14 protein-coding genes, 1 tRNA gene and 1 riboswitch are annotated in these 21,404 nt (G+C 64.5%); of the genes, 12 read left to right on the top strand and 3 right to left on the bottom strand.

Features of this window, described 5'->3' with window-relative positions:
- Positions 1-2: 2 nt before the first annotated feature.
- The 8 genes from cysD to EEB15_RS10915 all read left to right on the top strand — a co-directional run bounded on the left by cysD (position 3) and on the right by EEB15_RS10915 (position 11,060).
- Positions 3-935 carry a sulfate adenylyltransferase subunit CysD gene (gene cysD / locus EEB15_RS10950; protein WP_141509878.1) on the top strand — a complete coding sequence of 311 codons (933 nt, stop codon included), beginning with the start codon at positions 3-5 and terminating at the stop codon, positions 933-935.
- The gene (locus tag EEB15_RS10945) at positions 935-2,227 is read left to right on the top strand and encodes a sulfate adenylyltransferase subunit 1 (protein ID WP_141509877.1); all 1,293 of its coding nucleotides are present in this window, start codon (positions 935-937) and stop codon (positions 2,225-2,227) included. The genes cysD and EEB15_RS10945 overlap by 1 nt, the downstream gene beginning before the upstream one ends.
- Before the next feature lie 64 nt (positions 2,228-2,291).
- Positions 2,292-2,621 (top strand): ferredoxin FdxA, encoded by a 330-nt coding sequence (gene fdxA / locus EEB15_RS10940; RefSeq protein WP_141509876.1) that lies wholly within the window; start codon positions 2,292-2,294, stop codon positions 2,619-2,621.
- Between the two features lie 6 nt (positions 2,622-2,627).
- On the top strand, positions 2,628-3,731 hold the full coding sequence (locus EEB15_RS10935) for an NAD(P)/FAD-dependent oxidoreductase (protein WP_141509875.1): 1,104 nt from the start codon (positions 2,628-2,630) through the stop codon (positions 3,729-3,731).
- Positions 3,732-3,735: 4 nt separating this feature from the next.
- A riboswitch (TPP riboswitch) is annotated at positions 3,736-3,840 on the top strand.
- Positions 3,841-3,912: 72 nt separating this feature from the next.
- Complete coding sequence (locus EEB15_RS10930; RefSeq protein WP_141509874.1) at positions 3,913-6,036, top strand: TonB-dependent siderophore receptor; 2,124 nt, start codon at positions 3,913-3,915, stop codon at positions 6,034-6,036.
- Between the two features lie 35 nt (positions 6,037-6,071).
- Positions 6,072-6,147: transfer RNA gene (locus EEB15_RS10925), tRNA-Asn, on the top strand.
- A 209-nt stretch (positions 6,148-6,356) separates the two neighbouring features.
- Complete coding sequence (locus tag EEB15_RS10920; RefSeq protein WP_158290068.1) at positions 6,357-8,579, top strand: polysaccharide biosynthesis tyrosine autokinase; 2,223 nt, start codon at positions 6,357-6,359, stop codon at positions 8,577-8,579.
- Positions 8,580-8,621: 42 nt separating this feature from the next.
- A complete protein-coding gene (locus EEB15_RS10915; RefSeq protein WP_141509872.1) occupies positions 8,622-11,060 on the top strand; it encodes an O-antigen ligase family protein in 2,439 nt (812 codons plus the stop codon).
- On the opposite strand, the gene EEB15_RS10910 is transcribed toward EEB15_RS10915, so the two are convergent.
- From EEB15_RS10910 to EEB15_RS10900, 3 genes are all read right to left on the bottom strand, one after another.
- The gene (locus tag EEB15_RS10910) at positions 11,051-12,166 is read right to left on the bottom strand and encodes a glycosyltransferase (RefSeq protein WP_141509871.1); all 1,116 of its coding nucleotides are present in this window, start codon (positions 12,164-12,166) and stop codon (positions 11,051-11,053) included. The genes EEB15_RS10915 and EEB15_RS10910 overlap by 10 nt on opposite strands.
- Before the next feature lie 26 nt (positions 12,167-12,192).
- Positions 12,193-14,475 (bottom strand): polysaccharide deacetylase family protein, encoded by a 2,283-nt coding sequence (locus EEB15_RS10905; protein WP_141509870.1) that lies wholly within the window; start codon positions 14,473-14,475, stop codon positions 12,193-12,195.
- A gap of 216 nt (positions 14,476-14,691) precedes the next feature.
- Complete coding sequence (locus EEB15_RS10900; RefSeq protein ID WP_158290067.1) at positions 14,692-15,813, bottom strand: right-handed parallel beta-helix repeat-containing protein; 1,122 nt, start codon at positions 15,811-15,813, stop codon at positions 14,692-14,694.
- A gap of 56 nt (positions 15,814-15,869) precedes the next feature.
- Between EEB15_RS10900 and EEB15_RS33625 the strand changes: the two genes are divergently transcribed.
- The 4 genes from EEB15_RS33625 to EEB15_RS10885 all read left to right on the top strand — a co-directional run bounded on the left by EEB15_RS33625 (position 15,870) and on the right by EEB15_RS10885 (position 21,403).
- Positions 15,870-16,079, top strand: coding sequence for a hypothetical protein (locus EEB15_RS33625; protein WP_158290066.1), 210 nt, complete (start codon positions 15,870-15,872; stop codon positions 16,077-16,079).
- Positions 16,080-16,658: 579 nt separating this feature from the next.
- Positions 16,659-17,882, top strand: a complete 1,224-nt coding sequence (locus EEB15_RS10895) for an ATP-grasp domain-containing protein (protein WP_141509868.1) — start codon at positions 16,659-16,661, stop codon at positions 17,880-17,882.
- An 8-nt stretch (positions 17,883-17,890) separates the two neighbouring features.
- Positions 17,891-20,263 (top strand): GNAT family N-acetyltransferase, encoded by a 2,373-nt coding sequence (locus tag EEB15_RS10890; RefSeq protein WP_141509867.1) that lies wholly within the window; start codon positions 17,891-17,893, stop codon positions 20,261-20,263.
- Positions 20,264-20,266: 3 nt separating this feature from the next.
- Entirely contained in the window at positions 20,267-21,403 is a 1,137-nt protein-coding gene (locus tag EEB15_RS10885) for a GNAT family N-acetyltransferase (protein WP_141509866.1), read from the top strand.
- Position 21,404: the final 1 nt, after the last annotated feature.

Below are 21,404 nucleotides of genomic sequence, written 5' to 3'. Positions count from 1 at the left end.
CTATGAACGCCCGTACCGAACCCCAATTGCTCGGCAAGCTGAGCAACAAGCACCTTGACGCCCTGGAAGAAGAGACCATCTTCATCCTGCGCGAAGTCGCCGCCACTTTCGAGCGCCCGACGCTGCTGTTCTCCGGCGGCAAGGACTCGCTCGTCCTGCTCAAGTGCGCAGAAAAAGCTTTCGGCGCAGGCCGGATCCCGTATCCGCTGCTGATGATCGACACGGGCCACAACTTCCCGGAAGTGACCGACTTCCGCGACTTTCGCGCCAAGGAGCTGGGCGCCGAGCTGATCGTGCGCAACGTCGAGGATTCGATGAAGCGCGGCACGGTGCGCCTGGCCCACCCGGGCGAGTCGCGCAACGTGCACCAGTCTGTGACGCTGCTGGAAGCCATCGAAGAGTTCCGCTTCGACGCGCTGATCGGCGGCGCGCGCCGCGACGAAGAGAAGGCCCGCGCCAAGGAGCGCATCTTCTCGCATCGCGACAGCTTCGGCCAATGGCAGCCCAAGGCGCAGCGCCCGGAACTGTGGACGCTGTTCAACACGCGCCTGGCGCCCGGCGAGCACTTCCGCGTGTTCCCCATCTCCAACTGGACCGAGCTGGACGTGTGGCAGTACATCGAGCGCGAGAACATCGCCCTGCCCTCCATCTACTACGCGCACCAGCGTCAGGTGATCGAACGCAAGGGCCTGCTGGTGCCGGTGACGGAACTTACCCCGCCGCGCGAAGGCGAAGAAGTCGTGACCCGCACCGTGCGCTTCCGCACCGTGGGCGACATCACCTGCACCTGCCCGGTGGACAGCCCGGCGGCCAACGCCGCCGAAGTGGTGGTCGAGACGCTGACGGTCGAAGTCAGCGAACGCGGCGCCACCCGCATGGACGACAAGACATCCGACGCTTCCATGGAGAAGCGCAAGAAGGACGGGTATTTCTGATGAGTGCGCTTTCAACTCCTGATACGGCAACATTGCACGACCACGTCTCCGCGCTGAAGTTCATCACCTGCGGGTCGGTGGACGACGGCAAGAGCACGTTGATCGGACGTCTGCTGGTGGACAGCAAGGCCGTGCTGCAAGACCAGCTGGCCGGTGTTCAACGCTCCGGCGAGACCGACCTGGCGCTACTCACCGACGGCCTGTCCGCCGAGCGCGAGCAAGGCATCACCATCGACGTCGCCTACCGCTACTTCGCCACGCCGACGCGCAAATTCATCATCGGCGACGCGCCGGGGCATGAGCAATACACCCGCAACATGGTCACGGCCGCTTCGAGTGCCGACGCCGCCGTCGTGCTGGTCGACGCGACCAAGCTGCAATGGCAAGACCCGAAGATGGAACTGCTGCCGCAAACGCGCCGCCATTCCCTGCTGGTGAACCTGCTGCGCGTGCCGTCCATCGTGTTCGCGGTGAACAAGCTCGACGCCGTGGAAGATCCGACGGTCGCCTTCAATAACATCAGCGGCGCGCTGCAGGCGTTCACCGAAGCCGCCGGCATCGCCGCGCGCGCCATCGTTCCGATCTCCGCGCTCAAGGGCCACAACGTGGTCGAGGCGCAGCCCGGCTGGTGCGGCTATCAGGGCCTGTCGTTGCTGCAATTGCTCGAAAAGCTGGACGTAGTGGCCGCCGAGACCGATGAGGCCTTTGCCTTCCCGGTCCAGTGGGTGGAAAAATTTTCGTCTTCCTCTGACACAAGTCAAGGACGCCGCGTTTTTTGGGGCCGCGTCGCCACCGGTTCGATCGAGCCGGGCCAGCAGATCAAGGTGCTGCCCAGCGGCCAGACCGCCACGGTGGCCCAGGTGCTGAACCACGTGCGGGAGCCCAAGAACGTGCCCGCCGGCCACAGCGCCGGCATCGTGCTGGACCGCGAAGTCGACGTATCGCGCGGCGACTGGCTCCTGGCGCCCGGCGCCGCGGAGCCGTCGCGCGACATCTCGGCAACCATCGCCTGGATGGACGATGAACCGCTGGTGGCGGGCCGCGTCTATTGGGCGCTGCATGGCCATCGCTGGGTCAAGGCCAAGGTCAAGCGCATCGTCCACAAGCTCGACGTCAACACGTTGGCCGAGGCCGACGCGACGCAACTGGAGCCCAACTCCATCGGCCACATCGACCTGGCCTTGCAGGAACCGCTGGCCACACTGCCGTACGCGCGCTCGCGCATCCTCGGTTCTCTGGTGCTGGTAGACACGGCCAGCCACAAGACCTCAGGGGCTGTGCTGGTCAGGTGACAGGGCCTTCTTCCGCGAAGCCCTAAAATCAGGGTTTCCCCCTCTTTCGCTAAGCAATTCCAAAATGACTCACGTCGTCACCGAATCCTGTATCCGCTGCAAGTACACCGACTGCGTGGACGTCTGTCCCGTCGATTGCTTCCGCGAAGGCCCGAATATGCTGGTGATCGACCCGGACGAGTGCATCGACTGCGCGGTCTGCATCCCCGAGTGCCCGGTCAACGCCATCTACGCCGAAGAGGATGTGCCGCCGGACCAGATGAACTTCATCAAGCTCAACGTCGAGCTGTCTCAGCAGGCCGGCTGGAAGAGCATCACCAAGCGCAAGCCGGCGCTCGAAGACGCCGAGGAATGGAAGGACAAGACGGAGAAGCTCAAAGAGCTGGTCCGCTAAAGGGCGATGGAACCGCAACTCAATCAAGAAGTGGTCAAGACCGCAGCCGCCCACGACGGCCCCATCGAAACCGATGCGGTGATCGTCGGCGCTGGGCCGGTCGGCCTGTTCCAGGTGTTCGAACTCGGCCTGCTGGAGATCAAGGCTCACGTGATCGACTCGCTCGCCTATCCGGGCGGCCAGTGCGTGGAGCTGTACCCCGACAAGCCGATCTACGACATTCCCGCCGTGCCCGTGTGCACCGGCCAGGAGTTGACGGACAACCTGCTGAAGCAGATCCAGCCGTTCGGCGCCACGTTCCACTTCGGCCAGGAAGTGACGACCGTGCAGCGGCAGGACGACGGGCGCTTTTACGTCGAGACGTCGAAGGGCACGCGTTTCCTCACCAAGACCATCTTCATCGCCGCCGGCGTAGGCGCCTTCCAGCCGCGCACGCTGAAGGTCGATGGCCTGGACAAGTTCGACGGCACGCAGCTCCACTACCGCGTCAAGAACCCGGCCGAATTCGCCGGCAAGAACCTGGTCATCGTCGGTGGCGGCGATTCCGCGCTCGACTGGTCGTTGAATTTCGCGGCTGAAGGCGTGAACAAGGCCGAGAGCGTCATCCTGATCCACCGCCGCGACGGCTTCAAGGCCGCGCCCGCTTCGGTGGCCAAGATGAAGGAGCTGTGCGATGCGTACGAGATGCAGTTCATCGTCGGCCAGATCACCGGCTATGAAGAGAAGGACGGCAAGCTCACCGGCGTGAAGGTCACGGGCTCGGACGCCGTGACGCGCGTCGTGCCGCTGGATGTGCTGCTGGTGTTCTTCGGTCTGTCGCCCAAGCTCGGGCCGATCGCCGAATGGGGCCTGGACATCGAACGCAAGCAGGTGAAGGTGGACACGGAGAAGTTCGCCACCAACACCCCGGGCATCTTTGCCGTGGGCGACATCAACACCTACCCGGGCAAGAAGAAGCTGATCCTCTCGGGCTTCCATGAGTGCGCCCTGGCCGCCTTCGCCGCCGCGCCCATCATCTTTCCCGAGAAGGGCAAGATTCACCTGCAGTACACGACGACCAGTCCGAAGCTGCACAAGGTGCTGGGCGTCGAGTCGCCGGTCTTCGATTAAAATCCGCTTTCGCTAGGGGTGTCGGCGCTGCGCAAGTGGCGTTGACTGAGAAAGTCCCTTTGAACCTGATTGAGGTAATCCTCGCGCAGGGAAGCAAGCTCACCGGCGGCGCCCTCTCCTTCTCTCCGGGCGCATCGACGCCAAAGCAAGCCGACCTGCCATTGCGTTGAAGGAAAACGTCATGGCACTCTTTTCGAAATCGAATACCGCCCTTGCGGTGACCGCCCTGTTGCTGGCCGCCGCGGCCCAGGCCCAGGAGACCAGCCTCAAGCCGGTCGTCATCACCGGCCGCTCCGAAGCACCGGCCGCGGATATCACGGGCTTCGGTGACGTCCCTCTGAAGGATGTCCCGGTGTCCGCGACCATCATCGGCCGCAAGCAGATCGAGGCCTCCGGCGCCCGGCGCCTGGCCGACCTCACGCAGTTCGACGCGTCCGTCACCGACGCCTACAACGCGCCAGGCTACTGGGATTTCATCTCCATCCGCGGCTTCACACTCGACAACCGTTTCAACTTCCGCCGCGAAGGGCTGCCCATCAGCGCCGAGACGACGATCCCGCTGGACAACAAGGAACGCGTCGAGATTCTCAAGGGCACGAGCGGCATCCAGGCCGGCACGAGTGCGCCGGGCGGCCTGGTCAACTACGTGGTGAAGCGCCCGACGGAACAGGACCTGCGTGAAGTGAAGCTCGAGCTGAGCAGCCGGTCCAGTGTCTTGGCCGCAGCGGACCTGGGCGGACGCTTTGGTGCCGACCGAGCGTTCGGCTACCGCCTGAACGTCGCGCACGAGAGGCTGCGGCCGCTGGTGCGAAACATCGACGGCGAACGCAGCCTGATGGCGCTGGCGACGGATTGGCGCATCAGCCGCGACTCCGTGCTGGAAGCAGAGGTCGAATGGAGCCACAAGACCCAAGCCAGCCAGGTGGGCCTCAGCTTACTGGGCAACGCACTGCCTCCGCCCATGGACCCGCGCCTGAACCTCAACAACCAGTCGTGGGTGAAGCCATCGGTGTTCGATGCACTCACCGGCACGCTGCGCTTCAGTCAGGGCTTGGGCGCCGACTGGCGCTGGACCGCGCAACTTGGGACGCAGCGCCTGAAGAACGACGACTACACCGCGTTCCCGTTTGGCTGCGGCGCAGAGGGAAATTACGACCGCTATTGTTCGGACGGCACCTTCGACTTCTACGACTTCCGCAGCGAGAACGAGAAGCGTCGGCAAAGTGCTGCTTTGTTAAACCTCAAGGGCAAGGTCACAACCGGCTCAGTGGCGCACGACCTTTCATTCGGCCTCCTTTCAAGCAAGGTGCGTAACCGCGTGCAGCCTCAAGCCTTCAACTGGGTGGGCACCGGCAACATCGACGGCACTGCGATCGTGGGCGAAGACCCGACTGGGTTCCCGAGCACCAACCGCGATGAGCGTTCGCTCGAGTTCTCGGCGCAAGACGCCATCCACTGGAATGACCGCTTCACCACGTGGCTCGGCGTGCGGCATACGCGCCTGCGCCGTGAAAGCGTGCTGACCAATGGGGCCGACCCCATCTCCTACGATCAGCACCTGACCACTCCGTGGATTGCAGCCAGCTACAAGCTCTCACCCACCGTCACCGCGTACGCGAGCCACGGGCAAGGCATGGAGTCGGAGGTCGCACCCGCCAATCTGAAGTACAGCAACGCAGGCCGTCCGTTGCCTGCGTTGAAGAGCCGCCAGACGGAAATCGGGCTGAAGGGTGAGCTACAGCATCTGCGCTGGAACGCCGCGCTGTTCGACATCGTTCGGCCGGTGGCCGGCGACATCGGTGTTTGCGGGGAATCCGGCACCTGCGTTCGCCAAGCCGATGGCGATGCTCACCACCGCGGCCTGGAGCTTTCCGCGGGCACGCAAACCGGGCCCTGGACCCTGGACGGCGGGTTGACACTGATCGACGCCAAGCGCCAGGGCAGCACCGTCAATGCCGCGATCAACGGCAAGCGTCCGGTCAACGTGCCGAGCCAGATCTTGCGCGCAGCTGTCGCGTATCGCGTGGCCGCCGTGCCGGGCCTCACGCTGCAAGGCCAGGCCTCGCACGAAGGCCGCCGCGCAGTGCTCCCCGACGAATCGGTCATGCTGCCCGCATGGACGCGCTTCGACGCGGCCCTGCGCTACGAGCGGCAGATCGGCAGCACGGCGACCACGTGGACGCTTGGCATCGACAACCTCGCGGATAAGCGCTATTGGAAGGAATCCCCCACCAGTTTCGGCCACATCTACCTGTATCCGGGCGCGGCGCGCACGGTTCGCGTGTCGGTTACGGCCGCACTTTAGGATCGGCAAAAAATAACGCTATAATTCGAGGCTGTTCCTCGATAGCTCAGTTGGTAGAGCGCCGGACTGTTAATCCGTAGGTCCCTGGTTCGAGCCCAGGTCGAGGAGCCAATAAAATCGAATCAACGCCCTGCGCCGAAAGGCCCAGGGCGTTTTTCTTTGCCTGCTCAAGCATGGGCGCGCACCTCGACACTCACGCCAAATGGGAGCTTGAAAGGACATTCCGCCTATCGGAAGTGGTATGCCCCTACCATGCGGCGCGCGACGCCGCACGTTCCAATAAGAGCACGCGGCCCGCATGCGGCCGCGCGGAGGCTCAGATGTATTTCTCCGAACAGGACGTAAGACCGGCGCACGTAGAGAGGCAAAGCGAAAGCAGCCTGCTCGAAGTGATGGACGCCTTGGGCGACAGCAAGTGGGCGATAGCGGCGATCACGTGTGCCGGAATCGCCGCCGCGCTCCTCTACATCGTCGCCGTGCCGCCCACCTACGAAGCTTCCGCCCTCGTCCAGGTCGAGGAAGTCAAGGCCGCCAGTGCGGGGATGGCCAGTGCCTACACCGAGGCCGCCAGCCTCTTCGAGAATCGCTCGCCGGCCGTGGCCGAGATCAGCATCCTGCGCTCGGGCCCCTTGCTGCTCGACGTGGTGGACCGCCTCGGTCTGGACATATCGGCACGGCCGAGGTACCTGCCGGTGATCGGCGAGTGGCTGGGCCGCAGAGCGACCGCGCCTTCCCGCCCCGGCTTTCTCGAGACGACCGGCTATGTTCATGGCAATGAGTCGATCCAGGTCACCAAATTCGTCGTGCCGCGCGAACGCGAGGGAGAGCCGTTCTCGGTGCTCCTGACGGCCACCGGCTACGAACTGCGGGACCCCCTTCACCGGCTCGTCCTCAAGGGCACGCCCGGCAAGCTGGAAAACTTCGGCACGGGAACGGGAACGGGCCAGATACTCGTCGCTTCGGTGGCCGGCCGTTCCGGCGCCGAATTCAGGGTGGAGAAGCTCGGGCGCAGCGCGGTGATCGAGAAGCTGCAGCGGCGCCTCAAGATCGAGGAACAGGGAAAGCAGTCCGGCATGCTGCGCGTGCGGCTGGCCGGCAGCGACCCGGAGATGGTCGCCAAGACAGTCAACCAGATTGCCGAGTCCTATCTGCGGCAAAACCTGGAGCGCAAGACCGCAGAAGCGGAACGAGCGCTCGAATTCGTCGAGGGCATGCTCCCACACCTGCGCAATGAGATCACGCAGGCCGAGGCAAAACTCAATCGCTTCCGCAGCCGGAACACGGGCTTCGAAATTACCGCGAAGGGCAAGCTCGCGCTCGACCAGTCGGTACGGGCGGAAACGACGCTGCACGAACTCCAGACCAGGCGCCGCGAACTGGCCGCCAACGCCCTGGGGAATGAACATCCCAGGATGCAAGCGCTGGACGCCCAGATCACCGCAGCCACCGCGGAGCTGGGAAGCGTCAACCGGCGCATCAGGGTGCTGCCCCCAAAAGAGCAGGAAACGCTGGGCATGTCGCGCGAACTGAAGGTCAAGTCCGACCTGTACGTGAGCTTGCTCAACAGCGCGCAACAGATCCAGCTGGCCAAGGACGGGAAAGTTGCCAACATACGCGTCGTCGACCCCGCATGGCCGCCGCAGGAGCCGGCCGGCCCGATGCCTGCGGCGCTGCTTGCGGCCGGCACAACGGGCGGCATGGTCCTCGGCGTGCTGTTCGCGCTGCTGCGCAAGAGTGTTCGCCGCGGCGTGCAGGAGCCCGACTGGATCGAGAGCCATTCGGCCATGAGCGTGCTCACCACCGTGCCTTTCAGCAAGGCCCAGAAGCTGCTCGCGCGCCCGGCAAAAGGCGCGCGCGGGGGTGCGCGCGTCCTGGCCCTTCACGCGCCCCAGGATCCAGCCGTGGAAAGCTTGCGCAGCATGCGCACGGCACTGCAGCGCAAGATGCCCACCGCACGCTCCAACATCGTGCTGATCACCGGCCCGACTCATGGGATCGGCAAGTCGTTCACCAGCATGAACCTGGCCGCGGTGCTCGCCGCCTCCGGGCGCAGGGTGCTGATCATCGATGCGGACATGCGCAAGGGGCATTTGCACGACGCCTTCGGCGTACCGGCCGCTCCCGGTCTGAGCGACATGCTCATGGGCCTGAAGCGTCTGGGCAATGCGGTGCACCGGAACGTGGTTCCGAACGTCGACTTCATTGCGGCAGGCAGCCCAACGCCGACTCCGGCGGACCTGGTGACCACCCGTACCGCCGAACTCCTGTTGGCCGAAGCTTCGGCGGCCTATGACTATGTCGTTCTCGACACCCCCCCGGTACTGGCCACCTCGGAGGCCGCGATCCTGGCCCAGTGGGCAGGCGCCGTGTTCCTGATCGCCCGCGCGGAAGTCACCAGCCTGCGCGAACTGCACGAGTCCGAAAAGCGCCTTTCACAGCGCGGCATTGAAGTGGACGGGGTGATCTACACGGGAGTGGATGGCTCCAAGCGGCGCAACGCCATCTACAGCTACGGCAGTTCCGAATACCTCAGTGCGCACTGACCGCACCCTCCGACCGACCCTCCATGACCCGGAAAGCGCGCGATGCCTTCCACTCTCGGACTTGCGGCGGCTGTCGGCTTCGCTTCGAGCCTGTGCGTGAGCCTGGTGCTCGTCAACACGCAGCGCTGGCACGGATCGATGACGCTGGACAGCACCATCGGCCTGCAGAAGTACCACACCGCACCGACACCGCGCATCGGTGGGTCGGCCATCCTGGTTGCAATGGTGATTGTCGCGGCGATCACACCGCGTTCGACGGCGTCGCTGCTGGCACTCATGCTCATATCGGCGATTCCCGCCTTCGCGGTGGGACTCATGGAAGACCTGACGAAGAAGGTCGGTGTGCTGGAGCGCCTGCTGGCGACCCTCTCCAGTGGCGTGCTGGCCTGCCTGCTCACCGGTGCGATGTTGCAACGCACCGGCATCGCGGCGCTGGACACGCTGCTCGCATTCACGCCCTTCGCGGTGATGTTCACCGCATTCTGCGTCGGCGGCCTGGCCAACGCCATCAACATCATTGACGGCTTCAACGGCCTGGCCGCCGGCGTCGTCGTCATCATCCTGACGGCGTTGGGTCTCATCGCGGCACAGGTCGGTGACACCCAACTCGCGTGGGCGTGCTATCTGATCGCCGCGTCCGTGCTGGGCTTCCTCGCCGTGAACTGGCCTTCGGGCAGGATATTCCTGGGGGACGGCGGCGCCTACCTGCTCGGCTTCCTCGTCGGTTGGGCCGCGGTCATGCTCGCAGTGCGAAACCCACAGGTTTCCCCGTGGAGTCCGCTGCTCGCCTGTGCCTACCCGGTACTCGAAGTGGCCTTCTCGTTCTATCGGAAAAGCCGACGGGCCGGCTCGAGCCCAGGCCAGCCCGACCGGGTGCACATGCACATGCTCGTCTACCGCAGGCTGGTGAGAATCCGGCTGCCCGGCTGGCCGCAACGCCTGCAGAACTCGATGACCAGTCCCGTCGCATGGCTGTACACAGGCACGACAGCTGCGTGGGCCGCCGTCTTTCCCCAAGACACTCCCATGCTGGTGACGGGCCTTGCGCTCGCCGCTCTGGGCTATTCGCGTGTCTATACTCGCCTTGCGAAGTTCCGCTGGTTGCCGTTCCCGTCGCAATCTCGGGCACGGCCTTGGCCGCAACCTGAAACGACCATGTCGCCAATGTCGCCGACACCCCATCGCCCTCAGGCCAGCGCACGGCCGGCGCGGCCCTCTCGTCCGAGGCCTGCGATGCCTCTGCGCGGCGGCAAGCCCGTTCCGCGGATGATGCGTTTGATGTATCTCCTGCTGGGCGCAAGCTCGTGCATTACGTTCATCGAGCCGGCCCCGTTCGAGGTTCTGGCGCTGTTCCTCGTGCTCGTCCATGCCGCCAGGAACATGAGAGACCCATGGTGGCGGCTGGCGGGCCCGATGACAGCCACGATGCTGGTGCTGTTGGGCCTGTTCTTGATCCTGCAGTTCGTTCCTGTCGCTCTGCAAGCGCGCAGCCCGGCCAGCTCGGCTTTCTATGCCGGAGTGACCACGATGCTGATCATGATCGCCCTCCACCTGGGCCAGCTCCACGGGCAAGGAGATGTCAGGTTTTCCGCCTTCCTTGCGGGCTATGCCGGCGCCGCACTGGTCTGCGCTGCACTCGCAATCATCATGCTGCACCCTGCAATCGCCCCGATGGCGGACATGCTGCAATCGGAAGGCAGGCCGAGGATCTTCTTCAAGGATCCGAACGTCTTCGGGCCGTACCTCATCCCGGCGATAGTGATCTTTCTTGAAGCAGCCGGACGTCGACGCGGCGCGAAAACCGTCCTGTTCGTCCTGTTCGCCGTCATTTGCGCGGCGGGGGTCATCGCCACCGCCTCTCGCGCGGCGTGGGCCAACCTGGCCATCGTCCTGGCCATGTACGGGGCTTTCTCCAGCGTACGGCAAAAGGCAATGCTCGCGTGCGCGGCACTGCTCGCTGCAGCCGTGGCAATCCCTGCCGCGGGTCTGCTGATCGACCATGACCAGGATGCGTTCGACCTCTACAGCAGCCGCATGCAGCTTCAGGAGTACGACACCTATCGCTTTGCAAATGCGCAAGAGGCCATCGAATTGGGCTTGCGCTACCCCGCCGGTGTCGGACCGGGAGAGGTAGTCCACTATCTCGCGGGGTGGGATCCGCACAATACCTACGTGCGCATCTGGGCCGAGAACGGCCCCGTCGCTCTGACTCTTTTCTCGGTCTTCCTGCTTCTGCTGGCTGCACACGCACTGCAGGAATGCATGGGCGGACGCCGGTTGCACCCAGCCTTCATATGCGCATTCGCGCTTCTGGCGGGCGCGCTGGTGAACGCAGCCGTCGTCGACACGCTGCACTGGCGCCACTTCTGGATCATCCTTGCTGTCTGTGTGTTTTCGTTCAACCGCCGCTCGAGTCCCGATAGCCCGCGCCGCGCACCGGTCCCGCGCGCGCCCGTGAGATTCGCCAAACATCATCCCTGAAGCAGCAGACTTGCCTTCCTCGCCGATCGGCCATAGACCTGTTCGACCTGCTCTGCCATGCAGGCGGCACTGAACTCGCTTTCGAACCTGCGCCGTGCCGCGGCTCCCAGGCGCGCCCTCAGAAGCGGATCGGAGACCATCCGCTCCACGGCGTCCGCGATCGCTTCAGGCTCATGGCTGGTGAGGAGGCCCTCTACCCCGGGCGTGATCTGGGCGCGAATTCCCGGAAGGTCACTGGCGACGATGGGCAGGCCGGCTCGCATGGCTTCGATCACCGAAATCGGTTGGCCCTCGTGATCGGACAGCAGGACGAACACCTGGCATTGAGCGAGCCTGGCATCGACATCGGAGATATCACCGCAGAAGCTCACGCAGGACAGGCCGAACGCCGTGGCTGCTTCGCGCCATTTCGCCAGCAGCGGCCCACCACCGGCCAGCACTGTCTGGGGCGGGGCCATGCCGCGTGCCTGCAGGACACTCAGGGCCTGCAACAGCAGATCGTGTCGCTTCGGAGCGGCCATACGGGCGACCATGATCAGCGTTGCCGGCAAGCTCGACGGCTGTGCACGCAGGGCGCTGTCGGAAACACCGTTGGAGATCACGCTGACCCGCGCCTCTGGCATCCCCAGCTTCATTGCGAGCTCCCGTTCGGCGTGCGAGACGCAGATGACATGGCTGCTGAAGGGTGCCAGGACCCGTTCTCCAGTAAAAGCACAAAGCCGGCGAACCCGTGGGACCTGCGGCTTGAACGCGAAACCGTGCACCGTGTAGACGACAGGAATGGCTGCAAGCCAGCCGGCCATGCGGCCGACGGCCGCTGCCACGGCACTGTGGACGTGGATCACGTCGGCACGCCAGGACTTGGCATGGTCCGCGATCTGGTGCACGCTGGCGAGCAGCGAACGCACCGAGACCGCATTGCTGAGCCCCGGAATGGATTCGACGCGTATGTTCATCGAGGTCAGCGCATCACCCAGGGGCGACCGCCCGCCTCCGCCGATCAGCACGAGGAAGTCGCAGCGATGGCGAAGCGCCCCGCAAAGTTCGGCGACATGCGTCTGGGCCCCTCCGAGTTCACCCTTGGTGATGACGAGAACGACGCGCATCTGAGCTCCAGTGCCTGTCCGCGCCGCTAGGTGCTGGCTCCGCCATCGGCTTCCAGCAGCCGGGAGGTGTATCTGACGGCGACGATGAACGTGAGCCCGCGAACAAGCTCGGCGATACCGATGGCGATCCATCCCATCAACGGGTACAGCAGCATGCTCGCCGCAGCGGCCGCAGCCACCTGCATCATGGCAATGAAGAGGATGGTTCCATGGCGCCGCATCAGGTACTGCAGCAATATGTCCGCGAAGCAGAGCACGCTCAGCCATCCCCCCGCCAGGAAACACCCTGCGAGCACGACAACGGTATGTTGCAGTCCGATGCCGAGGTGATGGCCAGGCACAGGCAGACCGAAGTAATACACCAGAACAGCGGCAGCAACCCAGGCCAGCGTGAGGCCTGCGAACGCCACGTGCAGCCGCCACGTGACGGCCCTGCACCAGGCCCGGAAGGCCGGCATGCCCCCGGCGTCGAGTTGCGCCCGCGCCGGCGTGAAAGAATACTGCTGCGTCGCGACCAGCACGACGGCGACGATACTTGCCATGGTCCCGGCCAGGGCGGTTGCCGCCAGCACCTCCGTGTCACCCGCCCGCACGGCAGCCCAACGCCCGACCATCACGGAAAGCGACGAGAACGCCAGGGCCGTCGAGAGGGAAAGACCGGCCTTGAGCGTCGGGCCTACCTGATCCAGATTGCCGCCCTGGGTCAGGAGATCGCGCCAGAACCTGCGGGGCCGCATGTCGACCACCACAACCCAAGCGGCCATTGCCGCTGCGGCGGCGACGAGCGAGAGCAAGAGTTGCCCGCCGGACACCATGCCGACGGTGTATACGCTGATGAAGATCGCGCACCGATAGGTCTGGGATCGCGCACCGCGGCTCACCTCCATCGCTCGCTGCAGTTCGCCGTGCATGATGTCTGCCACGTTTTCCACGCACTTGATGAGCGCCAGCGCCACGGCCAGAGAGAGCAGAAGAGGACCGGAGTGGAGCATGCCGGTGGCGATCGCTGCGCAAGCGACGAGGAACACGCATCCGGCCAGCCGCAGCTGCACGAAGAGCGGGAGCAGAGACCTCTCGCCCTGGACCACATAGATGGTGCGCAACTGCAATTGCGCGATCATCGCGAGCGGCCAGACGATCGATTGCGCCAGGGCGAGCGTCGCGAGGTCGGCCAGAGGCGCCTTCGACGCCGCAAGCCAGGGGATATAGACCTGCATCGCCGCGAAAATGGTCTGGCTGAGCGCTACCTCCGAGACTTCCCAGTGCGCTGATTGCGCGACGGCGCTCACGGGCGCACGTGTCGCAGGCGCAGATGTCACAGGCGCAGGTGCTTCGGTATGCGAGGCATGGGCCACGCATGGGTCGGGTGATGGGCTGAAGGAGACAGGCTGCAGCGACGGCAACCGTTCGGTCCTCGCCACGAACTGCGTGTTCGTCAGCACGTGCAGGCGCCCCGCCTCGCGCTCGTCGGCGACGAAACGGAGAATCTCCTCGAGCATCTGGAACATGTCATGCCCGTCGACGAAGTTTTCGGGGTGTGTCCACGCGTGAACGATGCCGCCGCCACTCGCCGCGTCCCGGAGCATGTTTTGCCAGCGACGAACGGTAACGGCCGCCGGAACGCTTCGCCTGAGCCCATGCCTCCAGTTCAGGAAGCGGCCAGCTGGGAGCGCGATCGGAATCTTGTCGTTCCAGTTTTCGTTCCAGTTGAAGTCTTCGCTCGGCGACAGCAGGTTGAACTCACTGGCTAAATTGGCCGCCCGACTGCTGAAGGTTCGCTTTTCGCGGTATGCGGTAAATCCATGTTCCGCCAGCAGGTCCTGGTGAGCAACCTGGTTGCGGGGGAACACGAATGTGCTGACGGAGCCGTCGCTGAAGGCCGGGACCCTGCGGCACATGGCCAGCTCGGCATCCAGCGCGGCCCGGGTGGCATAGGAAGCTCGCCACGGCAGATGCGAAAAGCCATGAGAAGCGATCTCGTGGCAACCTGGCTCACGCACCATGTCGAAACAGTACGGCCCGAACCAGCCTTGCCCCTTGTCTTTTTCTATGGCGGCCAGTGCACGACCGATCCACGGTTGCGCTCGAGTCCTGAGTTCCTCCATTTCCGGCCGCAGCCGGTCGAAACGCTCAGCGGTCAGGGAAAACGCCGCAGTGAATGCGAACGTGGCATCGATGCCGTACTTCCGCAGAAGCGACGTGAGCCGCCAGTAGATCGCTTCGAGGTTGGACGTCGTGTAGAGCTGCTGGTGGCGCTCGGTGAGGCAGTCGGTCAGGCCCCACTTGCCTTCGCAGTCGAAGCTGAGCATGAACGTGCCCACCCTGCCGCCAGCCCCTGAAGGGAAACTGATCCTGTCCAGGCCTGCCTGTCGGGGGAGTTGCATGCGAGTCTCGCAAATGTCCACGCCGTCCATATTGACGTGGCTCCCGAGCACCCGCATGGGAGTGCTGCACCGAACTGGATAGGCAAATTGTCCTGGCGCGGCACTACCTGGAAGGTCCAGGCAGCGCCGCGTCCTGTTACATCACTGGCCGAGCGGCGTGTTCAGCTTGATCGTGCTGGGCACCCAGACGTTGGCGTTGTTGCTGGCGAAGGTATTGCCGCTGAGGTGAATGCCGTACACCGTGCCAGCGCCTCCGAGGTTGTTCACGGCGACCCCCTTGTTGAAGCCACTGATGGCGTTGTTCAACAGCTGGATGTTCGTGCTCGGGTCGTCCTTTTGCCACAGGTAGATGCCCATGTCAGGCTTGGTCGCGTTCAACGCCTTGATGGTGTTGCCGCTGATCGTGCCGTGCTTGAAGGCGTAGTTGCAGTCGATTCCGGTTCCACCTGGCGGCACCGTGATGATGTTGTTGGTGATAGTCAGGTAATCGCCACCGGTATCGCCCACGGACAGACCGCCCATGAGCGTGTTGCCAGTGAAGTTGATCGTGTTGGCGCCAACCTGCTCGATCCAGGCCGATTGCAGGCCCCCGTTGCCCAACGTTCCCCCGGTGAACGAGTTGTTCCGAACAGTGACGTTGGTGCTGTTCTGGCCCACCACGAGGGAGGACCAGTAGTTCCTCCCCACCGTGTTGTTCTCCACCACGTAGCCCGTGCTGTTGAAGATGTAGATGGCGTTGCCCCATGTACCCTCGTAGCCGTGACTCGAGGCGGGCAAGACACCGGCACCCTCCATCGTGTTGCCGCGCACGACAAGGTTCGTCGCGTTGACGGCAGTGATGTGCTGGATCGACTTGTACGCCGTGGTGTTCTTGAACGTGTTGTTCTCGATCACGCCGGCGGTCAGGTTGTTCGCATCCATGCGGATGGGCTGCCAAGCCTCCAGGAAGGTGTTGCCGCGGATCTGAATCGACGGGCTGCGGTAGGTCCAGATGGCCTGGGCCGGGGCGTACTGGAACGTGTTGTTCTCCAGCGTGACGTTGGTACCGCCGGAAATGTTCATCAAGTTCGCGACATCGTTGCCCTCGAGGCTGAACCGGTTGGCATAGTTGCCGTCAAAGGTGATCCCCCGCACGGTAAAGCTTTTGTCCACCGAGGTGATGAAGCGGCCGGTGTAGGCCGTGGCTGCCTTGAAGGTGACCTGTGCACCGGCTGCCGGCGCGATGACCTGCCCGTTGCGCACGGCCAGCTCCCCGCTGATCATGTAGACGCCGGAAGGGATCGTCGCATTCAGGCTGGCCGCGAGCAGCGCATTGACGCGTGCCGTGCCGTCCGTATAGACCGGTACGGTTGCTGGCGCGGGCGCCGGGGCGGGTGCGGGTGCGGGTGCCGGTGCCGGTGCTGGTGCTGGTGCTGGTGCTGGTGCTGGTGCTGGTGCTGGTGCTGGTGCTGGTGCTGGTGCTGGCCAGACCACTCTTCTTTTCATCGGACTCTCTGCATCCGATGGGCTGCTCGGCACGCCGGCTGTGACGCTCTCGGTTTCGACAGCGACGGCCGTGGCGTCCACCGACTCCTCTGAGCCGCCGCCGCCGCAGCCGCTCAGAGCGGCCGCGCAAATGATGGGAAGAGAGATCAGCAAGGTACTTCTATGCATTTGAGTGTAGATTGAAAGGTGGTGGAGAGGGGAGCTACCCCAGCGAGTCCGGTGGGTAGCCATCGGTTGCCCTGCCATCGATGCCACAAGAATTTGCGTCCACCTCAGCAGTGGCCCGAATGTGACCGGGATTGGATAGCTCATCCACACGCACAAGTAAGGCGCGTTACTGTCGAGTTACGCTACGTCGTTAAATAGTGCACGGGGGGTGCTGTACACGCATCCATAAACCCACGCTCACTATTGTTGAGTCACGACAGCCGTGACAGGTACCTCAGCAGCAATGTTCGCGCGTGCGCATGGCGGGCCACAAAAGGTTACGTAACGGATGAGGTTCGCCCCCATGTCGCAGCTCGGTGGCCGGACTGCCGTGCCTCAATGAGAGGACATTCCAGCTATGCGATGTGGTGCGCCTATCCCATGCGCCGCACGCGTCGCTGCGCTGAAATAGGCGCATGGACCGCAGGACCTCAGTCGATGCACGCCGAGTCGTATTGCTGGGCGGCGCTTATGGAACGTTGGCATTGGCGCGGTCCCTCAAACGCGCAGGCTTTCAGGTTTGGCTGGTCGCGGACGAGACCCGATGCGCATCTTTCTCCAGCGCTGTGCAGAAGGTCATCCATTGGGGCGGCGCCAACCACCCGCAGGCAATCGATGAGCTCGAAGGCATTGCACGCGCGAACGCTCTGGCCGGCAGCATTCTCATCCCCTCAGCCGACCCTGAGGTCCGACTGGTGTCGCAGGCTCATGAGCGTCTCTCCTCCCTCTTCGTCGTGATGACTTCGGATTGGGAGCATCTGCGCTGGGCGTGCGACAAGGCGCTCGCGTACCAGCGCGCGAAGGACCTCGGGCTGGGCGTGCCGCGCGTCTACGCACACGCTTCGTTTGACGACCCGAACCTCAAGGAGCTGCAGTTTCCCCTCGTGCTGAAGCCCAGCATGCGCTTGCGCGAGAACCGCCTCACTGCGGACAGGGGCTGGCGGGTGGACGACCGCGACGGCTTCAAGGAACGCTACAAGACCGCCTGTGAACTCGTTGGTGCCGAACACGTGATCGCGCAGCAGATGATTCCAGGCGACGGGGAGCATCAGCAGTCCTATGCGGGGCTGTGGGACTCCGGGGAGCCGGTCGTGAGTCTCACGGCCCGCCGCCTGCGTCAGTACCCCGTCGAATTCGGCAGCACGTCGACGTACGTGGTGACCGCCCATCTCCCGGAAGCTGCCGCCGCGGCCGAAACCTTCCTGCGGTCGATCCGTCATCACGGGCTTGTCGAAGCGGAGTTCAAGCACGACCCGCGCGACGGCATCCTGAAGCTGCTGGACGTGAACCCACGGCCCTGGAACTGGCTTGGGCTTGCCGGGGCGGCAGGCATCGACTTTGGGGCGGCCATCTCCTGCGTGGCGTCCAACCGGCCGGTTCCGAAGGCGGATGTACGCGAAGGCGTGGCCTGGATTTTCGTGGCCCGCGACCTGGTCGCGGCCGCGCAATCCGGCCGGCTTCGCCCGAGGGCGATCCTCGGCTATGCAGCGACATGGGCTCGCGTTCGCAGATTTGCGTGCCTCAGCTGGACAGACCCGCTTCCCGGCATCGTCGACCTTCCCGCAACCTTTGCCCGGATGCTGTATCGGCGCGGCAAACGTCCAGGCGCCTTGGGTGCCGGGGCGGGAATTCGCCATTAGGGCAAGCCATGCGCAACACCGACATCGTGGTCGTCGGCGGCGGGCTTGCTGGCTCGACGGCCACGGCAATGCTGGGGCGGGCCGGATTCGATGTCGTCCTGGTCGATCCGCACGCGGTCTACCCACCCGATCTTCGCTGTGAGAAGCTTGACGCGGGACAGGTCGCAATCTTGCGGCGGACAGGCCTCGCCGAGCTGGTTCTGCCGGCCGCGACATTCGACGGCGAATGCTGGGTTGCGCGCTTCGGCCGCGTTGTCGAGAAACGCCCCGGCGACCAGCACGGCATCCTCTACGACACCCTGGTCAACACGGTACGTGCCACCATCCCGAAAGGCACGACATTCATCTGCGGGAAAGTCCAGGCGATCGCGAACAGTCCCGACCTTCAACTGGTGACCCTTGCGAGCGGCGATTCAATTTCCGCGCGGCTGGTCATCATCGCGAACGGCCTCAACAGCGGCTTGCGTCAGACGCTCGGAATGACGCGCGTAGACGTCAGCAAGTGCCATTCCATCACGCTCGCATTCGACTTGACGCCAGTGGGACGGGCAAGCTTTGACTTCCGCGCTCTCACCTATTACCCGGAACGTGCTGCGGACCGCCTCGCGTACCTCACCCTGTTCCCGATCGGTCCGGCCATGCACGGCAATCTCATGGTCTATCGGGACATCGGCGATCCGTGGCTGCGAGACATGCGCGAACAGCCCCTGCCGGCGTTGCTCTCGGTCATGCCGCGGCTGGGGAAATGCATTGGCCGCGCGCAAGTTGCCGGCCCAGTCAAGATTCGGCCCGCGGACCTTTATGTCACGCAAGGGTTTCTTCAGCCCGGCATCGTGCTGGTCGGCGACGCATTCGCCACTTCCTGCCCTGCCGCCGGCACCGGCGCCGACAAGGTTCTGACCGATGTGGAGCGGCTGTGCAACGTCCACGTCCCCCTCTGGATGGCGTCGGAAGGCATGGGCACCCGGAAGCTCGCGTCCTTCTATTCCGATCCGGTCAAGATCGCCTGCGACCACCGTTCCTTCAAGGCGGCGTTCAGTCTCCGCTCGATTTCGACCGATGAAGGCCTGCCCTGGCGCGCCAATCGATGGGCGCGCTTTCTCGTCCGGCTGGCGGCCGGTACAGCCAGGAAAACACTGGCACACCGACCCCGGCTGGGTGCGACCCGCGCAGAACCACAAAAAAGCGCAACAGCGGCCGCCGGAACGCACGATGACCTGACGCTGGCCGTCGTCTCCGACGCCGATGGCCTCGGTGCTCTGGGACCCAACTGGAACCGCCTTGTGCTTGCGGCCAAGCGTCCCAGCCCGTTCCTGCTGCATGAATGGGTAACAGCATGGTGGCGGCACTTTGGTGCAGGGGCCACGCTGGCGGTGGTGACCGCCACAAGGGGGTCCACGATGGTCGGTGTGGCGCCGATGTTCATCCGCAGGCACCGCGGCCTGCGGGTCTGCCGTCTGCTGGGCGGCCATGAGAGCGCGCTGGGCGACTTCCTGGTCGAGCGCGACGATGATGGGTCAATAGCCCGCGCACTGCTGGACCGTGTTTCACGGCTGCCGTTCGACTACCTGGACGTGTTCGGGGCACCGAGTGGGGGCGTGCTGTCGCGGCTTGCGGCGCAAGGTGATCTCACGGTCCTGCCGCGGGTCGACGCGCCGGTGCTGCGGATGCCCAACGGCTGGGCCGCGGTCTACGACGCCCGCATCTCGTCCAAGAAGCGCAATCTCCATCGCCGCCGGTTGCGGCAGCTGGCGACGCTCGGCGTCGTCGGCTGGACGACGGCGCGCACGCCCGACGAGGTTGCGGCCGAACTGGAGCACGCGTTCGAAATCCACGCGCTGCGCTGGCAAGGCCGCCCCGACGGCTCGACCTTCGGCTTGGCCGAGCGGCACAATTTCCACCGCGACGCCGCACGCGCACTGGCCGCGCAGGGCGCGGCCCGGATACTGACGCTTCGCCTCGACGGGCGACCGGTCGCGTTCCACTATTGGTTCGTCATGGGCAAGACCATGTACGTTCATCGCCTCGCGTTCGATCCCGAGCTGGCGCGATTTTCGCCGGGGCAGGTCACGCTGCTGCAAGCCATCGCAGACGCCTCGTCGGAGGGCGTGCGGCGGGTCGAGTTCCTAGGCGGCAACGAGCGATACAAGGTCGAGTTGGCCGACAGCTTCGAACCGCTGCACGAAGTCGTCGGCTTGCCCAGTGGACTGATGGCGCGCGTTGCCATTCGTGCCGTGGTGTTCGCGATCGCTTTGCGTCTTCGCCTGAAACAAAACGAGCGCATCCATCATGTGTACATGGAGGGACTGTCATCGGCTCGCCGCGCGATGGGTCGCATCGCCGTCACGCTGCGGAATGCATCGGCGCGCCACCGCGGGTGACTCATGCATCGCATCGACGTCAACTTCGGCACACCTGAATTGGACCTGGCGGGGCAGTGGGCCGCGCTCAGCGGGCGGTCTGCCGGCAACGTGTTCATGGATCCAATCGCGCTCAGGGTTGTTTGTTCCACACACTTCGCGAACATGCACGTGCTGCTGGCCTGGCTGCGGGATGCGCAGGCGCCTCGCCTCGTCGGACTTTGGGCACTTCAGGATGTCCGCGTCGCTCCACTGGGGCCGGCGTTCCTGGCGACTCCGCCCTACAACTACGCCTTCCTCTCGAACCCTGTGATCGATCCGGATTTCATGGATGACGCCGCCGCGGCGTTTCTCGATGCGATCGATCAGAACCCGCATCTGCCCAAGCTACTGCGCCTTCGTTGCCTCGATGCGTCTTCGGATTCGTACGCAGCCATCGTGAAGTCATTGGTCGCACGCAACGCGCGGATCGTGGAACTGGGTGAACGCCAGCGGGCGTTCGTCACACGGGAATTCGGTGTGAAGAGGTCCGGATCGACGCGCAAGAAGCTGCGCCACAACTGGCATCGCCTTTGCACTTTGGGCCAGGTCGAGGTCGTGAATGATCGCTCCGAGTCCGCGGCGCGGGATGCTTTCGAGGTCTACCTCGCCATGGAAGCAGCGAGCTGGAAGGGCGCTCGCGGAACGGCACTGCTGTGCAACGTTGCCGATGCAGCCTTCGCGCGCCAGCTGATCGCTGCACTTGCCGCCGAACGCAGCGCCTCGGTCGCCCTGCTCAAGGTCAACGGTCGCGCCATCGCTGCCCAGGTTCTGCTCTACGGCGGTGCCATGGCCTACACCTGGAAAACCGCGTTCGACTCAGGCTACGGGAAATTTTCACCGGGAGCGCTGCTGGTCGACAGGCTGACCGAGCAGCTATTCGCCACGGATGGCATCGATGCGATCGAATCGTGCTCACCGAACGGCGGGTTCATGGCCCAGATCTGGGACGGCCGCCGCGCAACCGTCGATCTGGTTGCCGACCTCGGCTGCGGGAACTCCTCACTCCGATTCAACGCTCTGGCGAACGGTGAGCGCGTGCTTGCGCGCCTTCGGCATGTTCGCAATACGCTTCATGCCGTTGGAGAAGAGGCGATGAGACGGCGGCGGGCCTGGCTGTGAC

The organism is Ramlibacter sp. WS9 (genome assembly GCF_003797765.1).
Taxonomy (GTDB): Bacteria; Pseudomonadota; Gammaproteobacteria; order Burkholderiales; family Burkholderiaceae_C; genus Ramlibacter.
This window is presented reverse-complemented; position numbering and strand designations above follow the sequence as displayed.

Bases quoted from the DNA above. Each gene is read 5' to 3' on its own strand.
- cysD (WP_141509878.1), top strand. From the start codon at position 3: ATGAACGCCCGTACCGAACCCCAATTGCTCGGCAAGCTGAGCAACAAG.
- EEB15_RS10945 (WP_141509877.1), top strand. From the start codon at position 935: ATGAGTGCGCTTTCAACTCCTGATACGGCAACATTGCACGACCACGTC.
- fdxA (WP_141509876.1), top strand. From the start codon at position 2,292: ATGACTCACGTCGTCACCGAATCCTGTATCCGCTGCAAGTACACCGAC.
- EEB15_RS10935 (WP_141509875.1), top strand. From the start codon at position 2,628: ATGGAACCGCAACTCAATCAAGAAGTGGTCAAGACCGCAGCCGCCCAC.
- EEB15_RS10930 (WP_141509874.1), top strand. From the start codon at position 3,913: ATGGCACTCTTTTCGAAATCGAATACCGCCCTTGCGGTGACCGCCCTG.
- EEB15_RS10920 (WP_158290068.1), top strand. From the start codon at position 6,357: ATGTATTTCTCCGAACAGGACGTAAGACCGGCGCACGTAGAGAGGCAA.
- EEB15_RS10915 (WP_141509872.1), top strand. From the start codon at position 8,622: ATGCCTTCCACTCTCGGACTTGCGGCGGCTGTCGGCTTCGCTTCGAGC.
- EEB15_RS10910 (WP_141509871.1), bottom strand. From the start codon at position 12,166: ATGCGCGTCGTTCTCGTCATCACCAAGGGTGAACTCGGAGGGGCCCAG.
- EEB15_RS10905 (WP_141509870.1), bottom strand. From the start codon at position 14,475: ATGCTCAGCTTCGACTGCGAAGGCAAGTGGGGCCTGACCGACTGCCTC.
- EEB15_RS10900 (WP_158290067.1), bottom strand. From the start codon at position 15,813: ATGATCAGCGGGGAGCTGGCCGTGCGCAACGGGCAGGTCATCGCGCCG.
- EEB15_RS10895 (WP_141509868.1), top strand. From the start codon at position 16,659: ATGGACCGCAGGACCTCAGTCGATGCACGCCGAGTCGTATTGCTGGGC.
- EEB15_RS10890 (WP_141509867.1), top strand. From the start codon at position 17,891: ATGCGCAACACCGACATCGTGGTCGTCGGCGGCGGGCTTGCTGGCTCG.
- EEB15_RS10885 (WP_141509866.1), top strand. From the start codon at position 20,267: ATGCATCGCATCGACGTCAACTTCGGCACACCTGAATTGGACCTGGCG.